Source organism: Acinetobacter gyllenbergii CIP 110306 = MTCC 11365, assembly GCF_000413855.1.
Classification (GTDB): domain Bacteria; phylum Pseudomonadota; class Gammaproteobacteria; order Pseudomonadales; family Moraxellaceae; genus Acinetobacter; species Acinetobacter gyllenbergii.
The window spans coordinates 88870-111320 of the sequence record NZ_ATGG01000009.1 but is presented as its reverse complement, the minus strand read 5'-3'; the positions used below and the strand labels follow the sequence as shown (position 1 = coordinate 111320).

The following is a 22451-nucleotide window of genomic DNA, read 5'->3' as shown; positions in this document are numbered from 1 at the left end:
TCTGCTTCCTATAAAAGTTACAGATTGAATATGTACAAGCTGTTTGACAGCTTATGTCAGTATTAAATATTTTTCTTATTTTTATATTTAATTTTTAAAATGACACTAGCTGTCATTCTCTTTATTTATAAATACGCCACATTAAACACCAATTAAAGAGAAAATCATGATTATTGGACTTATTTTACATTATTCATCTTTGAATAAAGCAGGCATAGTTATTGATGAAAATTCTGTTCGCTATCAATTCTCTAGTGAAGAATGGCGAGAAGACATCGATTTAAAGTTGGGGTTTAAAGTCACATTTGATTTAAATCAGTATGATCAAGTCACTAACATTCGTAAGGAGTGGCTTACCGTTTAAATCATCTCAAAGGCAAGAAATTAAATCTAAAATCTATTATCTGAGTACATACAGCCTTTAGCTAAAGTCTAACTAAAACCAAACTCAATCGTTCAGTTTTTTATTGCCTCAGCCAATTCCACTTCAGCAGATTGATTTATCAGCTCTAAAAAATGATTAATTAAAATTATTAGAAAATCAAAAACCATAGATTTAATTTTAATCCAACTCATTTAATTGTTTACATACGATCAAATTTAACTCAATAAAATCATCCCAAACATACCGCTCTTTTAAATATTTTTTATAATAATCATCAACTCGACAAATTTCTGGTCGATTCTCATATATACCACATAAACGTGTATCTAAATCGTAGTAATGACAAACACCATCACCACGATCTAGATAAGCAGTCAATTCAGATAAATTGACATGACGGCAACATGCACCACATTGAGTACATGGAAACGGTTTCATTCTCTAGTTAACCCCAATAACCAATTTGTTGTGCTATCCTGATTACCAGTTTCAAATGGCAAAACGATGCCTTGCTTTTCAACTTCTTGCTTCAACACTAGATTTTTTTCAAATTCTGAGCTTTTTCGCTCTAACTGAGATGCAAATTGTGATAATTCATTAAGGTCTAGTCCAAACTCTAATTGAGTTAACTCAAATATATATCGATCTAGTTCAGTATTTATTTCTTTAAAATGATCAAGAGTCCGTTCATATTTTGTTTTAAATCCATCCAAATACTCCCAAAACTTTAACATAATAGGACTTTGTTCAATAAAATAGCTCAAACCCAAGGTAATAATACCAGTTGCAAGAGCTGTAAAAAACCCACGAATCTCTGCACTTAATAAAGGCAGTGCCTCTAATACAACTAGATTCTCATGAATTATCATCCCTGCAACAACACCTATACTCGCCGACAAAATTTTAAAAGTTGCTTTTGCAAGTTGGCCTGTACTTAAGTTTTCAGGATTAAAGAAAACTAACTTAGCAATATTAACTATATTCAACCATGTTTCACGAATCATCTTCCCCCAAATTTTTGTGGTTGTTAAAAATATATTTAATATTGTCGTCGTAATACTAGAAAATATTCCAGAAATTGTACCTGTTCCAAAATTTAATAAAAGATCTTTAAATCTTATCTTCACTCGCTCAACAATATTGATTATTGTTTCTTTCAAATCATTTAAAAAATCTAGAATTTTAAATTCAATCTTTTTATACTTTGCATAAATATTTGGTATCTGTTCTTTAAGTTCAAACCAAATTTCGGCAAAAACAAGACCAAGAGACTCTCTTAGCCCCATCTTAATTCCAGCTACACCTGCTGCATTTATACTTGCATTAAAAAATTTCGAGCTTGTATAATATGAATTAATCTGTTTTTCATTTTCAGCCCTTGCTTTTGCATCTACCTTTTTCATAGTATCAGGATTAACTTGCAGTAATTGCTCTAATCGTTCTTGCTGTACTTTTAGAGTGTTCAACGCTTGTTGATACTCATGTTTTTGTTGTGATGAATCTTGCGGCATACTCTCTAATTTGTTTTTTAACTTCTCGATATTCACCTCACGACTTGCTATAGATTGTTGCAATGGTTTCCCATCTCCTAGCAACTCTGTAATGGAATGCTTATTCTTTACCTTATTAATTGTTTCTCCAGTTACACACAAATTTGAGCTTTTATTTGCGAGCTCCACTCCATCAAGCCCTGCTAGGACTCGACCTGCATCATTATGAATTTCAACTGCTGCAATAACATGGTCTAAGTTTGTTTTTTCTTGCTTATTTTGAAAAGCAAATGTTTTATTATTTCTGTAGGCATCTTTAAGTTCACCAGATTTTTGTAATTCTTTATTTATTCTATTTGTTTCTATATAGTTTGCATGCCGATGATAAGCCTCTGAATCGTATTTTCCTCGACACTCATAATTTTGCATTTCTTGCTCTGTTGCCCATATCCCCTGCCTAACATTATGAATAGTATCAACATCACCACCTTTTTTATCTTCTAACAATAGAAAATCTAGACCAAAAGTCGTTACTAAACTTTTAGTCACAACTTTATTAATTTCTTCTGACCAATCAAATACCTGTGCTACCATACCAACATCCAAAGTCATCCTTTACTTTATAAAAATAAAGGATGCATGATTATTTTTAATTAACGAGGATTTTTAAAATTATAAAAATCTTCACTTGCTGTTTCCAAAGCTTTATCCAATCTAGCTTTATCTAAAATCTGTATACCATCTGCATCAACTTGAATTTGAGGCAAATTATCATTACCTAAAATAGCCCCACCTTCAAAATCTCTTTTGACCTTAAATAATGGTGTCGAAATAAGCTTAGCCATAATAGCAGCGAGTATGATTCCATTTTGAATATATAAATTTGCAGTAGCGGTAAGATTTCTAATTTTTTCTTCATCACCATTTTTTACAATTTCATTTACATCCTTCAATAATTCAAAATACTCTTGAAAAATGACATATATTCTTTCTAATTCTGATGCAATTTTCTGAGCATATTGTTCTACCCTGAATAATTGCTCTTTTGCTTTATCCATTTTATCCACAGCATCAGCAATTTGTTGTTTAACATCTTGCGCATTTTCTAATGCTTTTGAACCATGTATCGCATAAGCAATACCAGCCACAGCCAATACAGGTGCAACTACAGCCCCACCTAAAACCATTGCCCCGCCAGCCATTCCCCACCCCCCAGCAGCTAGAGAGCCTCCTCCAATTGCAGCCATTGTTGCATTATATGCAGCTGCACCAGACAAAGCTGCTATTGGTGTCCCTGTGGAGGCTGCACCTAGCGCCATTACCCCACCATACACAGCAAATCCAGCTGCGGCACCAGATACCCCACCACCTACCGCCGTTCTCAAATAATCTGTTGCACTAATTGCAACCTCCTTAATTTGATTCAATTTATGCTTCGGAAGTTCAATTTTAGTATTTCCATATTTCTGAAAATTATTATTACGAAGTATCTCTTCAACTAACCGATCAAACTTATCAAAATCTTCACCTATTTTAAGTTCAAGCTCACCCAAACTCTCTAAGGCTTGACTAGTATTATTATTAACAACATCAAATACATCCTTCTTATTACGATAGAGTTTTTTTGACTCTTCAATAATATTGTCTGCACGGCTTTTGTCTTGATAACCGTCATACCCTTTTTTTGCACCAACTGCAGCAGCGATAGCAGCACCTGCTAAAATAAATGGTAATGGCATAAACCTCTCCTATCAGTTTAACTTTAATATTTACCGAGCTAAATATTTTTTTAGATCAGCTTCCAACTCATCCTGTAAATAATCAGGACTTATAATCTCCACATGTGGAATCCAATACCGTACTAAAGGCAAAAGCTGCATTGCATGACTGATTTTACAAGAAACATCCCAGCCGCCATCTTCTCGTTCTATCAGATTATCATCTTGCTCAGGCAAAAGTTTCCGTTGCTTAAAATGTGATATAACATCTGCATGGATTTTTAATTTAACCTCAATTTTTTCTTGTCCAAACCAAATACTATTTTCATCTTCAAGTTTTTTTAATACATCTGGATTATGTTCAAATCTTTCTAAATGGTGTTGTTCATAAGATTTGTTGATACGACTTACACGATAAGTCCGCAATTGCCCTTTTCTTACTGCTGCTAAATACCAACTACCATGATGATGAATTAAACGATAAGGTTCTACGACACGTGACTCTCCATTATATAGAAAACCAATTTGTTGCTTCTTTTCAATTGCTTCTGACAATATATCTAATAGATGTTCGAATTTACTTGAATCTTCATGAGCATACCCCTTTGCTGCATAGGTAAGTTGCCCCTGATTTAACAACTTAGTTAAAAATGGTGTAGCCAAATTTGGATATAAACTATGAATACCTGACATCTGAGCAAAGACTTTAATATCTTTTTGTTTAAACAGCCCCATTGATTTAGAGTCTAGATAATATCGCTGTTGGTCATCTCGCAGTAAAACTAAATTTGCTGACTCTAAACGACCAATATCACGGAAAATAGTACGTTCACTAACGTTCAGATCATCTGCTAATGTTTTAATATCAAGTTTCATCCCACTATTTAACTTGACTAAAATCTTCGCTAAACGCTCAGCTAGTTGCCCACTTTTTTCAGAAACTTTTGCCATTATTTACCTAGCTTATTTGGTTTTACTCAATCTATGCTTATTATTCACATTACTCTGACAGGTTGTGTCACTCAGAATTAATATCTTTTATTTTTTCACTCAATTTTTATAAATCATTCCGCTTAAAATAAAACTGATATTATACTGATTAATTAATTATTTTTAGTTTTATTATTTTTTTGAAGGACAACAGCAGTTATTGCCAAATTTAGAACAATAAAGTCACTTTATGACAATTAATGGGAACAACTATAAGATCTAAGAGAAATATAGATTAAAATGGCTAATTCATCGAATAATGAATTAGCCACAACAAAATAACTACGCGACTTGCTGCCCTGTTTTCAATGGCAATAAGTTTTTATCCAAGCTCAATTGATAACCACGGGTTTTATCAATCACATATTCAGGCTTTTTGATCGAATCCAGATAAATCCATTGTGATTGCACTTGAGTAGTATCAAATTGAACAATCAAATAGCCTCTTTGATTTAAATTGCAGTAATTCAACTCATCAATCAAAGTCGTAAATGCAAATTCAAACTGTTGCAACTGTGCCAATGGAATATTTAAGTATTTTTCTAAGCCTGGCGAAGACACTGAACTGGTTGCTAACTCTACCCCAACGAATGCACCATCTTTACTGTATAAATTTGATGACCATGCGTTATGCGTATCTCCCGCCAGCACCACGACTTTCTTCTTTAATTGGGCCAAAGCAGCATACACAATCTCACGCTCAGCAAAATAACCATCCCATGCATCCAAGTTATAGGGTGCAACCGTCAGAACACGTGCTTTTTCTTGTGTTGTTAAAGTCGGATCACCTTGTAATAATCGAATTTTCAATTTTACTAATTCAGTGATTTGGGCATTCATCTTATTTAAGGTATCTGTACTTGGATTACCCGCAGTAATTTCAGCCAAAGCAAGCAGCAGCTCAGCAGGAACCAACATCTTAGTCATTAGAATTTGCTGACCAAGCACATTCCAGTTTGCTGTCGACTGTTGCAGTTTTCCAATCAGCCAATCACGTTGGGTATAGCCCATTAGAGTACGTGCTGGATTGGTCAAATCTGCCTGGAATTTTGCAATATCCAAACCATTCGCTGTCATATAGTTGGCATAGTCCAATTGCTCATCACGCGCAATAATTCGCGTATCCAACATCGTTAATTGAACCAGATTACCAAAATCGAACTGGCGATAAATCTTGGTATGTTGATCATCGACAGGACGGATTGGCATCCATTCGAAATAAGCCTGTAAAGCCGCGAGCTTACGATCAAGGAATGGCCCTTCGTTTGGCTGATGATTTTCAGCCCCATCGCGCCATGCATCATTCGCAAGTTCATGATCATCCCAAATCACAATAAATGGGTGACGATGATGCAATGCCTGTAGATCTTTATCTTTACGATAGAGCGCATAGCGTTTGCGATAATCATCTAGTTTAATGATTTCCTTATTGTTGTCAGCTGCAAGTGTACGCCCCAGTTTAGCCGCATCTTCTGCTGCATAGCCGTCTGCACCATATTCATAAATATAGTCCCCCAGATGAATAACTACATCAACATTTTGCTTGGCCATTTCACGATACACATAGAAATAACCTGCTGGATAGTTTGAACATGAACACACCGCAAAACTGACTTTTGTCGCACTGCTTGGCAATGTCTTGGTTTGTCCGACAGGTGAAACCTTATCGCCGAAGATAAACCGATAGAAATAAGACTGATCTGGTTTTAAGCCTGTGGCATCCACTTTTACAGTAAAATCTTGCGCTGCAGCCGTTGTAACTTTATCGGTTTTAATGATTTGTTTGAATTGCTGATCTAAAGCAATTTCCCATGTCACTTGCAGACGGGCACTACTCTCGCTTGGCGTCAAGCGGGTCCACAAGATCACGCGATCTTGTAAAGGATCACCACTGGCAACCCCATGTTCAAAACTCACTTGCAATGTTGCTGTTTCTTGATCTGAACTGTCATTACAGCCTGTAAATCCCGCAGATAAAGACAACGCCCCGAAACCGAATAGACTTTTTTGAATGAGTTCCCGTCGTGAAATTTTTGCTGTCATTTGGATAGCTACCTTAATTTTATCACTATAAGTAAATGATTGAAATTAATGGGCTTAGATGAAGCTTTGATCTCAATTCGATGAAAGAATCATGAAAATATGATGACAATGCTTAATTTTCATCAGATAAGCACATGAATTGATTGAAAAGAAAGCAAATAGCAAGTTTTGCTCTTGCCAAGGTTTAAAGTGTCCTCTATTATTGCGCACATGCCCGAGTGGTGAAATCGGTAGACACAGGGGATTTAAAATCCCCCGCCCACAAAGCGTGCCAGTTCGAGTCTGGCCTCGGGCACCATCTTCCAACTAGTGAAAGATGGTGCAAATAAAAACCCAGCGAAAGCTGGTTTTTTTATGCCTGAAATTTAAGACCCAGCATAAAAAATGCCTTAATTCAAAAATTAAGGCATTCGATATTCTTGATTTAGAATAATAAGTAATTACTCTACGCGAATAATTTTACCATTCTCATCGTGATGAACAATGCTGATCTTCTGCTGACGTCCTACCTGAATCTCTTGCTCCGGTAATTCGAAATAACGCGCATAATCAGGTAAGGTCTTTTCAACAGCATGCTTTTTATGCACACGTTTAGCAGGCAACAATCCCCACAACAATAATGCAACCGCGCACATAAATAATGCAGTGACACCATGCTCAATGCCATCACTAAATGCAGACATCAAACGTTGAGCAATATGCGTCTTTTGTAATTCAACCAACACCCACACTAAAATAAATGGACGCCATAACAGTAACCAACCCGCCCACATCATTGCAGTGGTGGTGGTTGAGAAGTAACGTTTATGCCATGGGAGCTGGCGACGTACATCAATAATCAAGCTATCTGCTTTCATTGCTTTTTACTCAGCAAAATGAATCTTTTCGATTCAACGAATTCCACGATCTGGGCTAATCCAACGGGCACGTTTCTCATCATTACGCAACAGCACCTTTGGAAAGGCGACGATTGTAGCAGTAATTGTGATCAACCAAAACACAAACGGGTACCAAATCATCCAATAATAATTTTTCCCTAGGTTTGGTTCATAACGACTATCCATCCATTTGCTTAAAGCAAACTGAATTAAACAGGTCGCACCTAATAAAATTCCACTACCGTATGGTAAAAATGGTGAACTCACCACCGCAAGAGCTGGAATTGCAAAGATAAAGTGCAATAACCAGATCACCGCCATGATAAGCATCAAATATGACCAAATGAGTGTCAAACATAGTTCAAACATCAACGGCCATAAAAAATTAAGTTTAGGCTTTAAAAACACATCAATATTTTTAACTAAGACCTGTGCGCCACCCATCGCCCAACGTAGACGTTGCTTCCATAGACCATTAAGGGTTTCCGGCATCAATATCCACACCAAAGCATTTGGCTCAAAGCGGACATCCCAACCTGCACGTTGTAATTTCCATGTGATATCGATGTCTTCAGTCAACATATTCGGTGACCAATAATCCACTTGATGAACAGCGCTTTTACGAAAGGCCGTGATCACACCCGACACGGTAAATAACCGGCCAAAAGTACGTTGTGCACGTTTGATCATGCCGACAATCGAAGAGAATTCCCCGACTTGAATTCGTCCAAGTAAAGTCGAACGGGTCCGAATACGCGGGTTTCCCGTTACTGCGGCAACTGTTGGATCTTCTAAAAAATGTCGTATCATCCATTTAGCGGCATGTGGATCAAGCAAAGCATCGCCATCAATCCCGATCAGAAATTCTGCATCGGTCATCAAGCTACCCGCTTGTAGTCCCATCGCTTTACCTTGGTTCTGTGCCAGATGTACGACACGTAATTTTTCATACTGTGTCGCCAATCGATCTAGCACCTCACCCGTATTGTCAGAACTACCATCATTAATCGCAATCACCTCAAAATTCGGATAATCCAATTTGAGTGCGTGGCTAATGGTTTCTTCAGCATTGTCCCCTTCATTAAAACAAGGGACTAATACCGCGACTTTGGGATACTCAGGCAAAGCCGCAGGTTGCTGATAGGGAGGATCTTGACGCTCTTTCCAATAAAAAATAATTGCGCCAACCATCCATAAATACGACATAAACAATGGATAGTAAAAAACAAATTTAATGGCATATGACCACAATAAAGCAATCCAACTCATCTACATTACTCGACTATGGTACTAATTGAGATGATTTTAGACCAAAAGCCTTATGCATAGTTTCTACATCTGGATGTCCTTTGATCGGATCATCTGGATAATAAGCGATATGCATTGCACCCTGCTCATATAAGGACTTAATCGTTGCCGCCATTTCTTCAGATGGTACTTTCTGGTCATTGCGCCAGTTTACCGCCTGTAATTCCATCACGGTCTTTTTAATGCCGTTTGGATACTGCTTCACACGATTCATAATGTCTGAATAGAATTTTGCAGGATTGTCCGATTGCTCCATATACGGCATCGCCATAATCGCAGTAAAGTCATAACGATTTAGTGATTGCTCTAGAGATTGTGCATACCAATTTTCCGCATAAGCATTTAAAGCTACTTGCGCATAGAGATTACGAGCCGTCACCAAAAATGGCTGATACTGACGCACCTCTCCTGCCAACTCCATTGCGAAATCATCTAAATAATGGGTTTTATAAGCGGTCCACTTTTGCAAATCAACATCATTGTCACGAATTTTAGCAAGATCTGTTGGCAAGCCTTGCTTGGCATATGCCGCCAACGCATCAGGACTGGCATCTTCATAATCTGACAAAGTCACATCATCATGGAACAACAAGCCATCAAACGGGGTTGATTTAGCCAAATCCTGATATATTTCTTTAATTGTTTGTCGTGCTGCTGGTGAGAATGGACTGAGACGAATATAGCCCATATTCAAATGCTCACCCGCTTTTGCTTGCTGGGTTTCCACTAAATCTTTCGACACTGGATCAGTTTTAGGCAGTTCCCACGCCAATAATGGCATCCATGCATATAGACGCTGTACAGGCGTACGGGTTTGAATTTGCCAAGCCACACGATTGAACAAATCTGCACGCATTGGAATATGACGATTTGGGAAATACACCATATCCGCAGAACCATTAGCATCTGGATCAGAAAAAGCCTGTAAATAGACCGTATTCACGCCCATACCATTAATACGATCAATCAAATGATCAAGATTGCGTTCTTGCTGCTTCTCATCTGGATCATAGATATAGTCCAAATCGACATGCATAATCTTTTGCGGTCGATTATTGTCATTGAGATTCAGTTCGCGGTTCTTAATCTCCTGTGCTAAAGCACTGGTTGACATATTACCCTGAATCAAAATACGACTCATATTTTGTAGTGATTGCTTGGCATGATCTGCCCCATCATCCAAAGTAATGGTAATCGGCATCCCCAACTGTTTGGAGGTTTGTACCAACTGCATATTATAGCGACCATACGGCCAGACCATCACGCGTGGTGAACGTAAACCATGTGATTTTAAGAGGTCATTGTTCTTTTTTAAATCTTGATAAACGCGGGCTTGATAAGCTGCATCACTTTCATAACTCTTGGTTTTAGGATCATAAATACGCGTAATCGCAGCAGGTTCTGAGTTTCCTTGCGGATTACCATTAATGCCTTGGTGTAAATGATAACTGTGGCTAGCGATTTCGACCAAACCACTGTCTTGCATTTCCTTGAGTTCATCCCAACTCAGGATTTTATTACGCTCAATCAGCTCACCACCAAAATCTACTTTTTGATTCTCTTTTGGCTCCAACCAAGATCCAACGACAGCCAAAACCACTGGAATTTTTTTCGCGCGAATAATCGGATAGGCATTTTGATAAAATGACTGATAGCCATCATCAACCGTCAGCAAAATAGGTTTAGTTGGTAATTTATATTTACCTTGGTGTGCTTTGATCAGTTGATCAACATTAATAAAGTGATAGCCATTCTTTTTCAGCCAGTCGATGTGCTCACCAAACTGCTTGGCGGTGACCGCATAACTTGGAATCAGTGCATCTTTTCGATCTGTAATTTCGTGATACCCAATGACAGTCAATGTGGTTGCATCGATTTTTGGATTTGCCGCAAAAGTTGTGGTACTGGCAACCACCCCAAACACAAGACCTAAAAAAGTTTTTAACGTCGGGGACACTAAACGTGTTGTCATAGAGATATCGTCTCAAGATTAGAAATTCGCTGATCGCAGATCATGCCTGCATCATCTTACAATTTTATGGACAAATAAGATGTTTTTGATGGTCAGCTGGAAATACGGATTGTATTTATAATTTTAAAAGCTGAAAATAAACTTAAATGTATTTTTTATGAAATCAATCACATTTTAATTGAATATTTTTTGGTAAGTACCCCAACCCCTATTTCAAGATTTGAATTAGGGGGGGATTTAAGCGTCGTAGTACGAGATTAATACTGTATTAATTGAAAGTTGGGATGGTCTGCGAGCTGCTGTAAATAGTGGCGCTCTTTTTGATAAAAATATTTATTCAGACGGTTCACCCACTCACCTCGGCGGAAGCTCTGAATTTTTTTATGCACGCCATCATAATCCAATAACACCACATTGCTGTCATTCTCCCCTACAGCTAAACGCGTGATTTTATAGTCATGTGGTGCATACTGATGCGAAGGCTGTAAAGACCTGAGGATTTCAACCTTATAATCACCATCCATCCAGTAATGTTTGTCCGTTAGCGCTTTTTCATTGACCCAAAAACCAGTCTGGGCGCCATCATGGGTATCAATCAGAAAAAAATGATCTAACTCTCTTAATAGTTCTGATGCAGTGATATCCAAATAATCATTCATATCGACCTCTACTCACTCAAATTCTTATCATTACTTTTTGCCACATTTTTATCATCGATGAACTATAGCTGACTTACCCCCATCAACCTATCGTCACCTAAAGCACAATATTTCACACCCTGAGAATACCAATTTATGCTTTAACAAAAAGGGTCATAGAAAAATTGCTCTTTTAACTCAAAGATATACAGGACTGTATACAGAATCAATATATTTTTCTTGGGCTGTAATAAAATTCAGATGAAAGAAATGTTTTTAAAATCAAAATCTTATTATACAATTATTAATATTATTTTATCTTTATGATTTTAAAGCGATTTAGCCTAAAAAAACTAAACCGCTTCAATTCATTCAATCAAAACTGGTTATTCGTCGCGTGTTTTTACATCGAATAATTCAATTTCAAAAGTCAGATTAGCATTGGCTGGAATGATTTTGCCCATTTTACGTGAACCGTAGGCCAAATGTGCAGGTACGATCAACTTGCGCTTTCCACCCACACGCATACCCATAATGCCCTGATCCCAACCTTTAATCACACGACCTGTACCAATCACAGTTTCAAAGTAGTTGCCACGATCTAAAGACGAGTCAAACTTGGTTCCATCTTCCAACCAACCTGTATAATGAGTCGTGATCAAAGCACCACGAACCGCTTCTTTACCTTCACCTACTTTCAAGTCAATGATTTCTAATTCTGCACTCATTTCTATCTCTCCACATCACTCAAACTAAAATTATTGCAATTGTTGCCACTGAATGTCGACCTGTCCTTTGTCACTTAACAAAGTCCACTCACCATCCATAATATTCAACTGCAATTGCATGGTGCGTTCACATAACGCTTCAAGTGCTTGTGTGGTTTGTGGGGCCAATTGCCATACTTGCACATTACTTAAGGTTTTAATCTTGGTATTTTTCTGCCACCAATCATCCGATTGAGCGCCATAGGTCACCACTGCAACCTGTTTACAACGCGCACTGGCTTTTTTAACTTTATCTTCAGATGGACAACCGACTTCAATCCATTTCTCTAACAGCCCTGTCAGATCTTTTTGCCATAGTGCAGGCTCATCAGTTTCAAATAAATCTTTGGTAAATTCTAGACGTTCATCGGCAAAACGCGCATAAGCTAAAATACGCACCATTAAACGCTCAATGGTTTCAGAAGGATGCTGAGCAAGTGTGAGCTGATAATCTGCATAGATATGCTCATCCATATTGGCAATATTCAGATCTGCCTTATATATTGTTGCTTTTAGCGCCATAAACGATACTCTTCAATACGGTGTACTCAAATTTGGCGCTAAGCATACTCTATTTTACCCAGAAGCATGTGCGATTTGATCATGTTGATCATCAATCGGATTGATACGACACTGCAATAATTGTGTTTCAAAAGCCAACCAGTCTCGTGTTGACTGACAAATCAGCTCAATTCGATTATCGATGCTTTCCTCAGCCGATTTATAGTTAAACTGCTGCGGGTTAAAGTTAAAGCTTTTCCAACCTTGCTCAGTATTAAATATACCTTTAATACGCACCCAATCCTGTTGAGCACATAATAGATCCAACAAATCATAGAAGTTAAACTGCCAGCGTTTAGGCAGTTTCCAACCTGCTACCGTATAACCTTGCGTCGTTTCCACATAATGGTATGGCAGCTGTTTTATTTCAGGCAGCGGTTCAACAGCTTGCGTTTGCTGCAATCTTAATAAGGGTTGGATCTTACGTTGTACAGGTTGCTGCTGAATATCCAATTGTTGAATCTGTACTTGCCCATTTTCAGCTTCAATCCAATGCTGGGCATAAGTGTCATATTCTTGTTTTAAAGCCACATAGGCTTGATGATCTGCTGCGGTCATACAATCGATATGCGACAACACCACGATTTGTGCTGCTTTTAATTGATCTGTATATAAATTCTGTTTGGCCCAGTCTTGGTCATGTAGGCGACTACCATCCACAACAATGACTAAAGCTCGCATAGCCAAACTACTCTGCCAATGCGGTTCAGTCAGTTGTTCTAATAATTGTGCGGGATGGCCTAAACCTGTGGGTTCGATAAATAAACGATCCGGTTTGCTATCACTCAGCAGGCGGGACAATGCAATTTGCATCGGTAATTGACTGCTACAACACAAGCAGCCCCCCAACAATTCTTTTACCGCATAGCCTTGTTGCTGAGTAATCAGTTGCTGATCAACACCAATCTGCCCGAACTCATTCATCAGAACTGCCCAGACCTCATGTTCTGGTTTCTGAGCCAATAAATGCTGCAATAATGTGGTCTTACCCGCTCCTAAAAAACCAGAAATAATATGGGTAGGCACTGTTTTCGGAGCAACAAGCTTCACGATAGACTCGCATTAAAAATTTATTTCATTCTAAAGCGAAAAATTGATGAAATAAAATAAAGAATGGTTTTACCCATAATTAGATACACACCCCATCAATCAAAAATAAAGTGATATAAATCACAATTAAAATCTAAAAATCTTATTTAAATATTCAATATAAATGGTTTATTCAATTAAGCATTTTTTAGAAAACCAAACTTAATGTTTAAAACACGTAAAATTAGCGATTATTTTTTAATCACAAAAACATATTTACATACATTTTCATCCTTAATTTCTCCATCCTGTTTTACATAGCAGCTACAAAACAGCACGCAATATTTCATATTGTTAAGATAGTCGTAATAGATTGTTAAGAATATTGCCGCAAATGGGTTTGGCACATAGCATGAACCTCATGCCGAAATTGAGAGATTTGGATTAACCGAATCATCCCATGAAGGTTGTTATTTTTAAATGAAATAAGGATGCCAAACATGAAACTGATTAAAACTGTTCTTGCAACTACACTTACTCTTGCAGCAGCGTCTACATTTGCAGCACCAGTAGAAGCTCAAACTGAAGAAAAAGTCGTTGTTTCTACTCAAGAACAACCTGAAACTCAAGGTCAAGCTGCAACTGATGTAGCAGCAGCTGAAGCACCTGCATCTACACCTGCACCAACAAACTAATTAGATCTCAAGGTTCCTCCAGTTCCTTAGACTCACATTGGTAATGATTTAACCCTTACTTCATTACCAATGTAAAAAAAAGATCGAACCATGCTGCGGTTCGATCTTTTTTGCATCAGCACTCTATTAAAAACTGAGTACTAAGGGGTTTTCTTAAAAACACTGCATGAAGGTTGATGAACTTCTTGCAACCGTATTGCCTTACGCTGCTCAGCAGCTTCAAAACGACAACGCTTCCATTCTGTATCCAAATTTAGCTGTGGAACTTCTTTTGGCTTACGCTGTTCATCTACGGCAACCATGGTGAAATAACAGGTATTGGTATGTCGAATTGTCCGCTTTTGAATATTTTGCGCTTCAACACGAATGCCGATTTCCATTGAAGTACGGCCGACATGATTGACACTGGCAAGGAAAGTTACCAATTCACCGACATAGATGGGTTCTTTAAAATTGACGCGATCAACCGACATGGTTACCACATAGCTACCTGAATATCGACTGGCACATGCATAAGCCACTTGATCGAGCAACTTGAGAATCGTTCCACCATGAACATTACCTGAAAAATTTGCCATATCAGGTGTCATTAAAACCGTCATCGTCAACTCAGACTGGTCATCAGGTGCTTGGTTTGCTTGATCTAATTGATACATGAGAGCTCATTGAGAATGCAACATTGTTATTATCGTTCATTCATGCGCGTAAAAATATGCGCAAAATGATAAAACATCATCAATTATTTTTATATTCTTTCTATCATTCAATTCAAAATAATGACAATGAAACTGTTTTTATCCAAATACGCTCTTCAAACTGGTAGATGAATGAAAGAAAAAACAGCTTCAATATCAGATATATTAAATCAAGCTAGAAGGTAATTAACTCAAATTAGCTGAACGGATCAGACCAACGATACCATTTACAATCATATCAATTGCAATCGTACCAATCAGCAAAGCAGATAAACGTCCGACAATATCAAAATAGCGATCGATATATTTTGCATGTTTATAGCGTAAATGATCATGACCAAACTTCATCAAGATCAAAATACTACAGGTTAGAATCAAGGTAATTGCAATAACAGCCATTGCCCCTGTAAAAGGTACACTCACCCCAGTCACCACCGCCGCACTAATTGTGCCTGGACCGATCATAAATGGCATCGCGATAGTACCCGCCAGATGTTCAGGCGCACCCCGCATTTCTCCGATCGTTTCTGCACCCTGGAATACATAACGGTAACCAATCACCAAGAAAATTAAGCCACCAAAAATTTGAAAAGATTCGAAACGAACATTTAAATAGCGACTAAAAATATTCTCACCGCCCCAGGCAAATAGAATAAATACCCCGAAGGCAATCAAACTCCCCTGTATCAAGGCTTTACTAAATACCTTTGCATCGGTATTACGGATCATCCCCACCATATAAACACTCATCAGGAAGGGATTGAGCAATGAGAAAAATAATGCAAACGCATGAATATAAGGAGAAAACATAATGGTCTCTTTCATCTGCGAAAAACTTAACTGCCTGCAATCACAGGCAAGGTTTAGAATAGCAATACAAAATTAATTTAGGGCTTGCTTACAACCTACTGTGGCATTCTTTAAAGAATCATCTTTATTCAGATCAAGATTAACCCCTAATCCCAATAGACTCATGTGAATGTTGGCCTTACTATTATTCAACGCTTTGACTTTAAACTTGACCCCTTTATCACTGTATAGGGTGTTATCGACCAACTTTACCCGATAAGACATAACTTCCTTACGGTCATCCATACACAGCAACCCACTGCCTTGACGGTTCAGACTTAACGCGACTGATGCAGCACCCGCTTCACCGGTCCAACTTCCAGCAAATGGAATCGGGGTTGTGGTGAGCTGGTTAAATTGAGCAGGCGACATTGTTGTAATCGAGGTACAGCCCACTAAAGCAAATGCAAAAATAACGGGGAATAAAATCTTTTTCACAACCATCACCTAAAACGATAAAAATCAAATAATTCTTAACATTTTCACATATCAGCACTTTTTTTAATTTGTACTCCATGTATATGACAAGTATCGGAAATGTAAAAACAGTTTAAATAAATCCCAATCCAAGATTTATATTCAATTTCATTTTTTGAATTAGCTTTTATCAAGACAACTACAATTTAATATTTTCATTAGCATAACCCTCTCAACATTCGATAATTTTTAAGAAAACGGAATGCCAATCTTTGGATAAAAGGTATACACGAATAGAGTTAAAATAAATAAAAAATTAAGGCTTGATTTTCAGCTCGATCATCTGTAGATTTTCTTTTTGAGCGAGTGATTCAAATGACTTTCCAATCTATATTTGAAACTTTCCAGACTCTTCCGAATGGAACGGATGCCTACAAACAATTAAAAAATCAATGTGAACAAGCGATTGTTGCTGCAGAGCAGCCGCTAGAACACAGTGCTTTATTGCTGATTTATGGTTTTGCAAAAAACTATGTCTTACTTTATGAAGATCAACCTGTTACACCAGACTTTTCCAACAAAGTAAAAGCTCAGCTTTTAGCTTATATGAATGAGCTCAACCAAGCGTTAATAACCCAAGATGCAATGCACATATTAACCGCCCTTAATAATGTCTCTACCCAATATATCCAAAGCTCTAGAATATTTTAATGATTTAAAATATCGAATTTGAATCAAGCTTCTAAATCAGTACTTATACGACATGATTATAAGCAAACAATTTAGAAGCTTGGTTACGAGTTTTATTTATACTGTGGCTTACTTACGCCAAAATTAATCGAGCATGATTTACAATATGCTCAGTCAAAAGCTGTAATGGCTTTGATTGTTGATCCCAATGATGCCAATACAGTGGAATATCAACACTAATATCAGGCAATAACCCAACCAATACTTCTGCTTTATTTTCAATATTCAGTTGTAGCTCAGGCACCATGCCATAGCCTAATCCCAATTTAATGGCGGTCACAAAAGACTCTGATGATGGAATTAAATGACAAGGATAAGTACCTTTCATCAATCCATAGTTTTTTTCGAGAAGATCGAAATGCATACGGTCTTTTTCATTAAAAATAATTGCGGGTGCAGCACGTAATGTTTCTCGATGAATTCCCTCTGCAAACCATTTCTTTTTAAATTGCTCAGTTGCCATCATGCGATAACGCATCAGTCCTAAATATTCAGCATGACAGCCTCGCATCGGCTGATCTTCAATCGAAATACAAGCACTGACTGTGCCCTTTTCTAATAATGAATAAGTATGCGACTGGTCATCTGTTCTCAGCTCAATCACGATCTTTTCTTTGAGTAACACTTCCTTTAATGCAGGAAGTAACCAGGTTGCCAAGGAGTCCTCATTAGAACCAATCACGGTTTTAAAAAAGTGTGACTCTCCTGCACCCGTCAAACCATGCAACAGGTTTTGCTCTAAACGCCTGATGTGCTGTAAATGCTCAAACATTTGCTGACCTGCTTGCGTCAAGACACAAGGGCGACCACGAATCAATAACAACTGTCCCAGTTCTTTTTCCAGTGCCTGAACTCTTAAAGTCACCGCAGATGCAGTAATGCACAACTTCAACCCCGCTTGTTCAAAACTTCCATTTTCAGCAACTGCAAAAAAGGCCTCACATTGTTTATTGTCCAGCATAACGACTTTAAAAAAATTTAGCTAAATCCAATTAATCTTAATTCTACTGAATTTTTAAAAGAAAAAAAGATGATGCTAAACCCCGTAACTTTTCTCTCTGAAAAGTTCTCATTCTTTTAGGCAATGGATCTACCTACTTTCAAGTAGGATTCTGATTTGTCTTGGCGTCACGGGGCTTTCCAAGATCGTTATTAATTTCCCCCTGATCACGACTAACGCAAAATGCCTCTGTCCTGATTGAGGTAGATCAAGCCAGTCTTTTTCTCAAATAAATAATACTAAGTAAAGCAAATGCCAAGCCGATAAAGGACGGCGCATAGCCAAAAGGCGTTGCTAACAAGCCAACGATGACGGCTCCAGCTACTGCCCCTCCATAATTAAAAATATTAACACGCGCAATAATTTCATCTCGTCGACTTTCATCTAAACGACCTACAGCAGAATAAGTCAGTGGAACCAATGCACCTACAGCGACACCAGCCAATGCAAAACCAACAATAACCGTGACTAATGAATGACTTATTCCAGATAATATGCATCCGAATGCTCCAATCAGGAGCGTGACCAAAGCAACCCATGTCGCTGTTTTAAATTGCAATAAATAATCAATACTTAAGCGCGTGAGTAAAATTCCTATTTGATAGGCCGCATAACCTAAAGGAGCAATTGTTGCTGAACTTGCTAAAACGTCTTTGAGATAAATGGAACTCCATGTACTGATTGCAGAATCGACAGTGAACACAATCAGAATAATCACGCCAAAAATGAGAAGGTGTTGATATGGAATCGCTGGTTTCTCTTGTGGATGTATTTCTGAGGATTGTTTTTGCTGAAATAACCAGTTTCTAGAAAGTTGTGAGGTGACGAATGCAATCACCACCGCAATACATAATGCTGTCGTTGCCCCAAGTGCAGTTGAAACCGTGGCTGACATCATTAATGCACCGAAAAATGCAGCCGCAGTGTAACAAGCAAAGAAGCCACCAAAGATACTTTTACCAAGCCGTTGTTCCATCATAACCGCTTGCATATTCAGTGCTGCGTCTAAGCAACCTAACCCAAGTCCATAAAGCAAAAAACTCGCAATCATCACAATCACATTTGGACTAAATGCAGCAATTGCGATTCCGATGGCTTCAAAAATAAAACCTATCACCACGGCAAGTCGTGAACCAAGTCTGCGCGCGATACGATCAGCTAAAATTGAACCAACCGCCGCTGCAATACATACACCAAGAATAATCAGTGATAACTGATCATCAGAAAGTCTGAAACGGCCTTTTATTGTAGGGAGTGCGGTCATCACAGTTGCATAACCCAGACCTTGTGTGGCAAAACCGAGCGCAATCACTGTCCTTGTTTTACTGAGCGTTCGGTTATTTACATTTTGAATATGATGATTGAGATCCATGCCTGACTCACTGCATTATTTTTAAATATTTGTCTGGATATTTCCTCGAACACTTCCTGTGTCGATTGTTTTTAATTTTGATCTAAAACGATTCTTAAAATAAGGGCAATAATTGAAGAATAAGGGGGGTAATTCGGACAACAATAGCTAAGCTGCTTTGTTGCACTCCCATCCTCAAACCTTAAAAAAATTTAGCCAAACCAAAACAATCTTAATTTTACTGACTTTTATAAATATAAAAAGATAATAGCAAACAGTAAATTTTTAACGGAAAAAGCATCTAACTCTTGAGCTAAGCGTTAGACGGACTGTCTTTGCCTAAGCATTTGCACGTTCTTTTCCATCCAAAGCCATCACAGACCACCCAATACGATTGAGGAACCAAAATATGACTGCATTTTTCTATGGGCTCGGTATTGGCTTTTCTTTAATTTTAGCCATTGGTGCACAGAATGCATTTGTCCTCAAACAAGGCTTAAAACAGCAGCATGTATTTTGGGTGTGTTTAATCTGTGCACTTTCAGATTCTATCCTAATTTATCTAGGGGTGATGGGCTTTTCAAAAATCGTGATCGACTTTCCTTTGATTGTGACCATTGCCAAATACTTCGGTGCTGCTTTTTTATTTTTATATGGTCTCAGAAACTTTTACTCAGCCATCAATAATAGCTCAGCACTGAATCCTAGTCAGATTGAGAAAGATTCCCTCCTTAAAATCATTGGCATGTGTCTGGCCTTTACATGGCTGAATCCACATGTCTATTTAGACACCGTGATTCTGGTTGGTTCGATTTCAGTTCAGTTTGCCGATCACCTGTACTGGTTTGCGGCTGGAACCATACTTTCTTCATGGATCTTCTTTTTCACTTTAGGCTATGGCGCAAGAGTTTTATTGCCTTGGTTTAAAAAAGCCAGTTCTTGGAGAATTCTAGATGTTGTCGTTGGACTTATGATGTGGGCAATTGCAACGAAGCTGTTAATCTAAATACAGAGAAATAAAAAAGCCCTTATTTTCATAAGGGCTTTTTCGTATTTGGCGGAAGCGGTGACAGTCGAATTAAAAATATAAATTATTGATAGTAAAAAATTAAATATTTTAAATATAATTTTTTACTACTATTTTTACTACATCACATTTTCTTTGTTTCAGCACTAAATCCCATATATTTACACATCTTAGAATTCGATTCCTGCTTTATAGAAAGTCTGTCTTTCGAACTCCTATTACCACAATAAGATAGAAATTAAGACTAATATACTGCGTCTCAACCAATATTAAAACGAAATTAATATATTAAAATACAAACATATAGAAAGAAAATCTGGTTTCACTTTGAGAGCCAACCAGTGAATTATTGAAATCTTTTCAGTCTGATACACAATCATAAGGTTACATTTCCACTGAACCTCGTAGTGATAGCATGCTTTCTGATATGTAAATAACTGCTTTGATTAAGCTCATGCATCAACAGAAATTGAAGGAAAATAGCTTAGGCTATATCGATCCTAAACAAAACCGAGTAATTACAACACATGGTTTTCGCTCTACTTTTCATGACTAGTCAGTTGATAAGACTGGATATCCACGTGAAGTTTGTGAGCATGTATTAGTACATAAGCTACTAGATGAGGTTGAAGCTGCTTATTTGCGTGGGGCATATCTTGAAAAACGTAAAGGATTAATGAAAGATTGGGCAAAGTTTTGCAATATAATCAAATTTGATTCGCAACTTTTAACTTGTATTTAAGATGATCAAATAACAAGCTTATCTGTTAAAATATAAATAGTTGAAAATGATGTATATACAAAACATTACTGTACCATTACTCGGCTAGAGACTGTGTTAACAAAAAACTATTATCTTATAGATCAATAAATTAGGAGTGAATAAAGACTTAGTATTTCTGTGTAACTAAATCAAAACAGGATAAGTGTGATTTCTGTGCAACATCAAAAATTTGACTCATTTAATGCTTTATGGGTTTTTAATATTGCTGCTGAGTATAAAAGTTTTAAAAAAGCTGCTGAAGTATTATGTGTCACTCCTTCAGCCGTTAGCCAGCAAATTAAGAATCTTGAAGCCAATCTGAGTATTTTGTTGTTCGAGCGCCAACATCAGTCACTCAAGCTGACTGAAGCAGGACAATGGTACTGGCAAAAAATTCAGCCGCAATTATCGTTGATTCAAGATCATACAGTTCAGCTCATGCAGAGATATAACAGTACAGTGCTGAAAATTAGCTGTATGCCACCCGTGGCGAGTCGGGTTATTTTTCCTCATTTACGCACATTTCAACAAGCTTGGCCTGAGATTGAGCTTAGGTTTGATGTTTCATTAAAATATATAGACTTGCAACATAATACAGCAGATGTTGCTATACGTTTTGGCCAGCCACCATGGTCTGGTTGTGAGCATCAAAAATTAGTGGATCTCGATATTCAGCCTGTATGTGCGCCAAAAATTGCTTCTCAGCTCAACTTAAAATCACATCCTGAACGCTTAACTCAAGCCCCTTTAATTCATATGACATCCAGACCAGAAGCATGGACATTGGTGTTTGACTATTTAGGATTGTCCTTACCCGATAAAAATGAATCGATCTATGTTGATGATTACCCCGCTGCGATTGATGCTGCAAACAACCTTGGTGTGGCACTCGCTTTGTATCCAATTGAGAATACTGCGATCAAAAATGAGCAGCTGGTCGCTGTTGGACCTGCAATTTCAGGATATGGCGAAATTTATGCAGTGACCAAGCAAGGGCGTTTACAAGAGCAAGCCATTCAAACTTTCTTGGCATGGCTTATACAGCGCTTGCAAGATTTAAATTAGTTTTTCTAATGTGCAGACATAATTTATATCGTTTGTCAGCCAATCAACATTTAAGCACAC

At 37.7% G+C, this 22451-nt stretch carries 22 protein-coding genes, 1 tRNA gene and 1 pseudogene; 7 read left to right on the top strand and 17 right to left on the bottom strand.

Translation table 11 applies throughout. The features are described from left to right. The first annotated feature begins 166 nt into the window (after nucleotides 1–166). The gene (locus tag F957_RS15655; RefSeq protein ID WP_016541210.1) at nucleotides 167–364 is read left to right on the top strand and encodes a hypothetical protein; all 198 of its coding nucleotides are present in this window, start codon (nucleotides 167–169) and stop codon (nucleotides 362–364) included. A gap of 198 nt (nucleotides 365–562) precedes the next feature. On the opposite strand, the gene F957_RS15660 is transcribed toward F957_RS15655, so the two are convergent. From F957_RS15660 to F957_RS15680, 5 genes are all read right to left on the bottom strand, one after another. Then, a complete protein-coding gene (locus F957_RS15660) occupies nucleotides 563–823 on the bottom strand; it encodes a YkgJ family cysteine cluster protein (RefSeq protein ID WP_016541209.1) in 261 nt (86 codons plus the stop codon). Continuing rightward, entirely contained in the window at nucleotides 820–2469 is a 1650-nt protein-coding gene (locus tag F957_RS15665) for a phage tail family protein (RefSeq protein ID WP_016541208.1), read from the bottom strand. Before F957_RS15665 ends, F957_RS15660 begins: the two co-directional genes overlap by 4 nt. Before the next feature lie 59 nt (nucleotides 2470–2528). After that, the gene (locus F957_RS15670; protein ID WP_016541207.1) at nucleotides 2529–3614 is read right to left on the bottom strand and encodes a hypothetical protein; all 1086 of its coding nucleotides are present in this window, start codon (nucleotides 3612–3614) and stop codon (nucleotides 2529–2531) included. A 30-nt stretch (nucleotides 3615–3644) separates the two neighbouring features. Beyond that, nucleotides 3645–4544: a helix-turn-helix transcriptional regulator gene (locus F957_RS15675; RefSeq protein WP_016541206.1), complete on the bottom strand. Its 900-nt coding sequence runs from the start codon at nucleotides 4542–4544 to the stop codon at nucleotides 3645–3647. Nucleotides 4545–4865: 321 nt separating this feature from the next. Continuing rightward, nucleotides 4866–6626 (bottom strand): alkaline phosphatase D family protein, encoded by a 1761-nt coding sequence (locus F957_RS15680; RefSeq protein WP_016541205.1) that lies wholly within the window; start codon nucleotides 6624–6626, stop codon nucleotides 4866–4868. 212 nt (nucleotides 6627–6838) lie between these two features. Here F957_RS15680 and F957_RS15685 point away from each other — a divergent pair. Beyond that, nucleotides 6839–6924, top strand: a tRNA-Leu gene (locus tag F957_RS15685). Nucleotides 6925–7066: 142 nt separating this feature from the next. Here the strand turns inward: F957_RS15685 and pgaD are convergent. The 7 genes from pgaD to F957_RS15720 all read right to left on the bottom strand — a co-directional run bounded on the left by pgaD (nucleotide 7067) and on the right by F957_RS15720 (nucleotide 13800). Further along, entirely contained in the window at nucleotides 7067–7483 is a 417-nt protein-coding gene (gene pgaD, locus F957_RS15690) for a poly-beta-1,6-N-acetyl-D-glucosamine biosynthesis protein PgaD (RefSeq protein ID WP_016541204.1), read from the bottom strand. A 33-nt stretch (nucleotides 7484–7516) separates the two neighbouring features. After that, nucleotides 7517–8773, bottom strand: a complete 1257-nt coding sequence (pgaC, locus tag F957_RS15695; RefSeq protein ID WP_016541203.1) for a poly-beta-1,6-N-acetyl-D-glucosamine synthase — start codon at nucleotides 8771–8773, stop codon at nucleotides 7517–7519. A gap of 13 nt (nucleotides 8774–8786) precedes the next feature. Continuing rightward, nucleotides 8787–10784 (bottom strand): poly-beta-1,6-N-acetyl-D-glucosamine N-deacetylase PgaB, encoded by a 1998-nt coding sequence (gene pgaB / locus F957_RS15700; RefSeq protein ID WP_016541202.1) that lies wholly within the window; start codon nucleotides 10782–10784, stop codon nucleotides 8787–8789. 257 nt (nucleotides 10785–11041) lie between these two features. Continuing rightward, nucleotides 11042–11443: a hypothetical protein gene (locus tag F957_RS15705; RefSeq protein ID WP_016541201.1), complete on the bottom strand. Its 402-nt coding sequence runs from the start codon at nucleotides 11441–11443 to the stop codon at nucleotides 11042–11044. Between the two features lie 365 nt (nucleotides 11444–11808). Then, nucleotides 11809–12150 carry an FKBP-type peptidyl-prolyl cis-trans isomerase gene (locus F957_RS15710; RefSeq protein ID WP_004652009.1) on the bottom strand — a complete coding sequence of 114 codons (342 nt, stop codon included), beginning with the start codon at nucleotides 12148–12150 and terminating at the stop codon, nucleotides 11809–11811. Between the two features lie 30 nt (nucleotides 12151–12180). Continuing rightward, on the bottom strand, nucleotides 12181–12711 hold the full coding sequence (locus F957_RS15715) for a YaeQ family protein (protein WP_016541200.1): 531 nt from the start codon (nucleotides 12709–12711) through the stop codon (nucleotides 12181–12183). Nucleotides 12712–12765: 54 nt separating this feature from the next. Then, nucleotides 12766–13800, bottom strand: coding sequence for a CobW family GTP-binding protein (locus F957_RS15720; protein WP_016541199.1), 1035 nt, complete (start codon nucleotides 13798–13800; stop codon nucleotides 12766–12768). A 479-nt stretch (nucleotides 13801–14279) separates the two neighbouring features. On the opposite strand from F957_RS15720, the gene F957_RS15725 reads away from it, so the two are divergent. Then, the gene (locus tag F957_RS15725) at nucleotides 14280–14474 is read left to right on the top strand and encodes a hypothetical protein (RefSeq protein ID WP_016541198.1); all 195 of its coding nucleotides are present in this window, start codon (nucleotides 14280–14282) and stop codon (nucleotides 14472–14474) included. 140 nt (nucleotides 14475–14614) lie between these two features. Here F957_RS15725 and F957_RS15730 read toward each other — a convergent pair whose 3' ends face one another. The 3 genes from F957_RS15730 to F957_RS15740 form a co-directional block, all read right to left on the bottom strand. Then, a complete protein-coding gene (locus F957_RS15730) occupies nucleotides 14615–15130 on the bottom strand; it encodes an acyl-CoA thioesterase (RefSeq protein WP_016660206.1) in 516 nt (171 codons plus the stop codon). Between the two features lie 225 nt (nucleotides 15131–15355). Beyond that, nucleotides 15356–15979, bottom strand: coding sequence for a MarC family protein (locus F957_RS15735; RefSeq protein ID WP_016541197.1), 624 nt, complete (start codon nucleotides 15977–15979; stop codon nucleotides 15356–15358). A 72-nt stretch (nucleotides 15980–16051) separates the two neighbouring features. Next, nucleotides 16052–16462, bottom strand: a complete 411-nt coding sequence (locus F957_RS15740; RefSeq protein WP_016660205.1) for a J517_1871 family lipoprotein — start codon at nucleotides 16460–16462, stop codon at nucleotides 16052–16054. A 348-nt stretch (nucleotides 16463–16810) separates the two neighbouring features. Between F957_RS15740 and F957_RS15745 the strand changes: the two genes are divergently transcribed. Next, complete coding sequence (locus F957_RS15745) at nucleotides 16811–17146, top strand: hypothetical protein (protein WP_016541195.1); 336 nt, start codon at nucleotides 16811–16813, stop codon at nucleotides 17144–17146. A 112-nt stretch (nucleotides 17147–17258) separates the two neighbouring features. On the opposite strand, the gene F957_RS15750 is transcribed toward F957_RS15745, so the two are convergent. Beyond that, nucleotides 17259–18146 (bottom strand): ArgP/LysG family DNA-binding transcriptional regulator, encoded by an 888-nt coding sequence (locus tag F957_RS15750; RefSeq protein WP_016541194.1) that lies wholly within the window; start codon nucleotides 18144–18146, stop codon nucleotides 17259–17261. A gap of 247 nt (nucleotides 18147–18393) precedes the next feature. Further along, on the bottom strand, nucleotides 18394–19557 hold the full coding sequence (locus tag F957_RS15755; protein ID WP_016541193.1) for an MFS transporter: 1164 nt from the start codon (nucleotides 19555–19557) through the stop codon (nucleotides 18394–18396). 388 nt (nucleotides 19558–19945) lie between these two features. On the opposite strand from F957_RS15755, the gene F957_RS15760 reads away from it, so the two are divergent. The 3 genes and pseudogenes from F957_RS15760 (at nucleotide 19946) to F957_RS15765 (ending at nucleotide 22391) form a co-directional block, all read left to right on the top strand. Then, nucleotides 19946–20542: a LysE/ArgO family amino acid transporter gene (locus tag F957_RS15760; RefSeq protein WP_016541192.1), complete on the top strand. Its 597-nt coding sequence runs from the start codon at nucleotides 19946–19948 to the stop codon at nucleotides 20540–20542. Nucleotides 20543–20948: 406 nt separating this feature from the next. Then, a pseudogene (locus F957_RS21840) lies at nucleotides 20949–21305 on the top strand (tyrosine-type recombinase/integrase); the annotation flags it as partial. A gap of 195 nt (nucleotides 21306–21500) precedes the next feature. Further along, complete coding sequence (locus F957_RS15765; RefSeq protein WP_228129634.1) at nucleotides 21501–22391, top strand: LysR substrate-binding domain-containing protein; 891 nt, start codon at nucleotides 21501–21503, stop codon at nucleotides 22389–22391. Nucleotides 22392–22451 lie beyond the last annotated feature (60 nt).

Excerpts from the sequence above, each read along its gene's own strand:
- F957_RS15655 (WP_016541210.1), top strand. The coding sequence starts at position 167 with ATGATTATTGGACTTATTTTACATTATTCATCTTTGAATAAAGCAGGC.
- F957_RS15660 (WP_016541209.1), bottom strand. The coding sequence starts at position 823 with ATGAAACCGTTTCCATGTACTCAATGTGGTGCATGTTGCCGTCATGTC.
- F957_RS15665 (WP_016541208.1), bottom strand. The coding sequence starts at position 2,469 with ATGGTAGCACAGGTATTTGATTGGTCAGAAGAAATTAATAAAGTTGTG.
- F957_RS15670 (WP_016541207.1), bottom strand. The coding sequence starts at position 3,614 with ATGCCATTACCATTTATTTTAGCAGGTGCTGCTATCGCTGCTGCAGTT.
- F957_RS15675 (WP_016541206.1), bottom strand. The coding sequence starts at position 4,544 with ATGGCAAAAGTTTCTGAAAAAAGTGGGCAACTAGCTGAGCGTTTAGCG.
- F957_RS15680 (WP_016541205.1), bottom strand. The coding sequence starts at position 6,626 with ATGACAGCAAAAATTTCACGACGGGAACTCATTCAAAAAAGTCTATTC.
- pgaD (WP_016541204.1), bottom strand. The coding sequence starts at position 7,483 with ATGAAAGCAGATAGCTTGATTATTGATGTACGTCGCCAGCTCCCATGG.
- pgaC (WP_016541203.1), bottom strand. The coding sequence starts at position 8,773 with ATGAGTTGGATTGCTTTATTGTGGTCATATGCCATTAAATTTGTTTTT.
- pgaB (WP_016541202.1), bottom strand. The coding sequence starts at position 10,784 with ATGACAACACGTTTAGTGTCCCCGACGTTAAAAACTTTTTTAGGTCTT.
- F957_RS15705 (WP_016541201.1), bottom strand. The coding sequence starts at position 11,443 with ATGAATGATTATTTGGATATCACTGCATCAGAACTATTAAGAGAGTTA.
- F957_RS15710 (WP_004652009.1), bottom strand. The coding sequence starts at position 12,150 with ATGAGTGCAGAATTAGAAATCATTGACTTGAAAGTAGGTGAAGGTAAA.
- F957_RS15715 (WP_016541200.1), bottom strand. The coding sequence starts at position 12,711 with ATGGCGCTAAAAGCAACAATATATAAGGCAGATCTGAATATTGCCAAT.
- F957_RS15725 (WP_016541198.1), top strand. The coding sequence starts at position 14,280 with ATGAAACTGATTAAAACTGTTCTTGCAACTACACTTACTCTTGCAGCA.
- F957_RS15730 (WP_016660206.1), bottom strand. The coding sequence starts at position 15,130 with ATGTATCAATTAGATCAAGCAAACCAAGCACCTGATGACCAGTCTGAG.
- F957_RS15735 (WP_016541197.1), bottom strand. The coding sequence starts at position 15,979 with ATGTTTTCTCCTTATATTCATGCGTTTGCATTATTTTTCTCATTGCTC.
- F957_RS15740 (WP_016660205.1), bottom strand. The coding sequence starts at position 16,462 with ATGGTTGTGAAAAAGATTTTATTCCCCGTTATTTTTGCATTTGCTTTA.
- F957_RS15745 (WP_016541195.1), top strand. The coding sequence starts at position 16,811 with ATGACTTTCCAATCTATATTTGAAACTTTCCAGACTCTTCCGAATGGA.
- F957_RS15750 (WP_016541194.1), bottom strand. The coding sequence starts at position 18,146 with ATGCTGGACAATAAACAATGTGAGGCCTTTTTTGCAGTTGCTGAAAAT.
- F957_RS15755 (WP_016541193.1), bottom strand. The coding sequence starts at position 19,557 with ATGGATCTCAATCATCATATTCAAAATGTAAATAACCGAACGCTCAGT.
- F957_RS15760 (WP_016541192.1), top strand. The coding sequence starts at position 19,946 with ATGACTGCATTTTTCTATGGGCTCGGTATTGGCTTTTCTTTAATTTTA.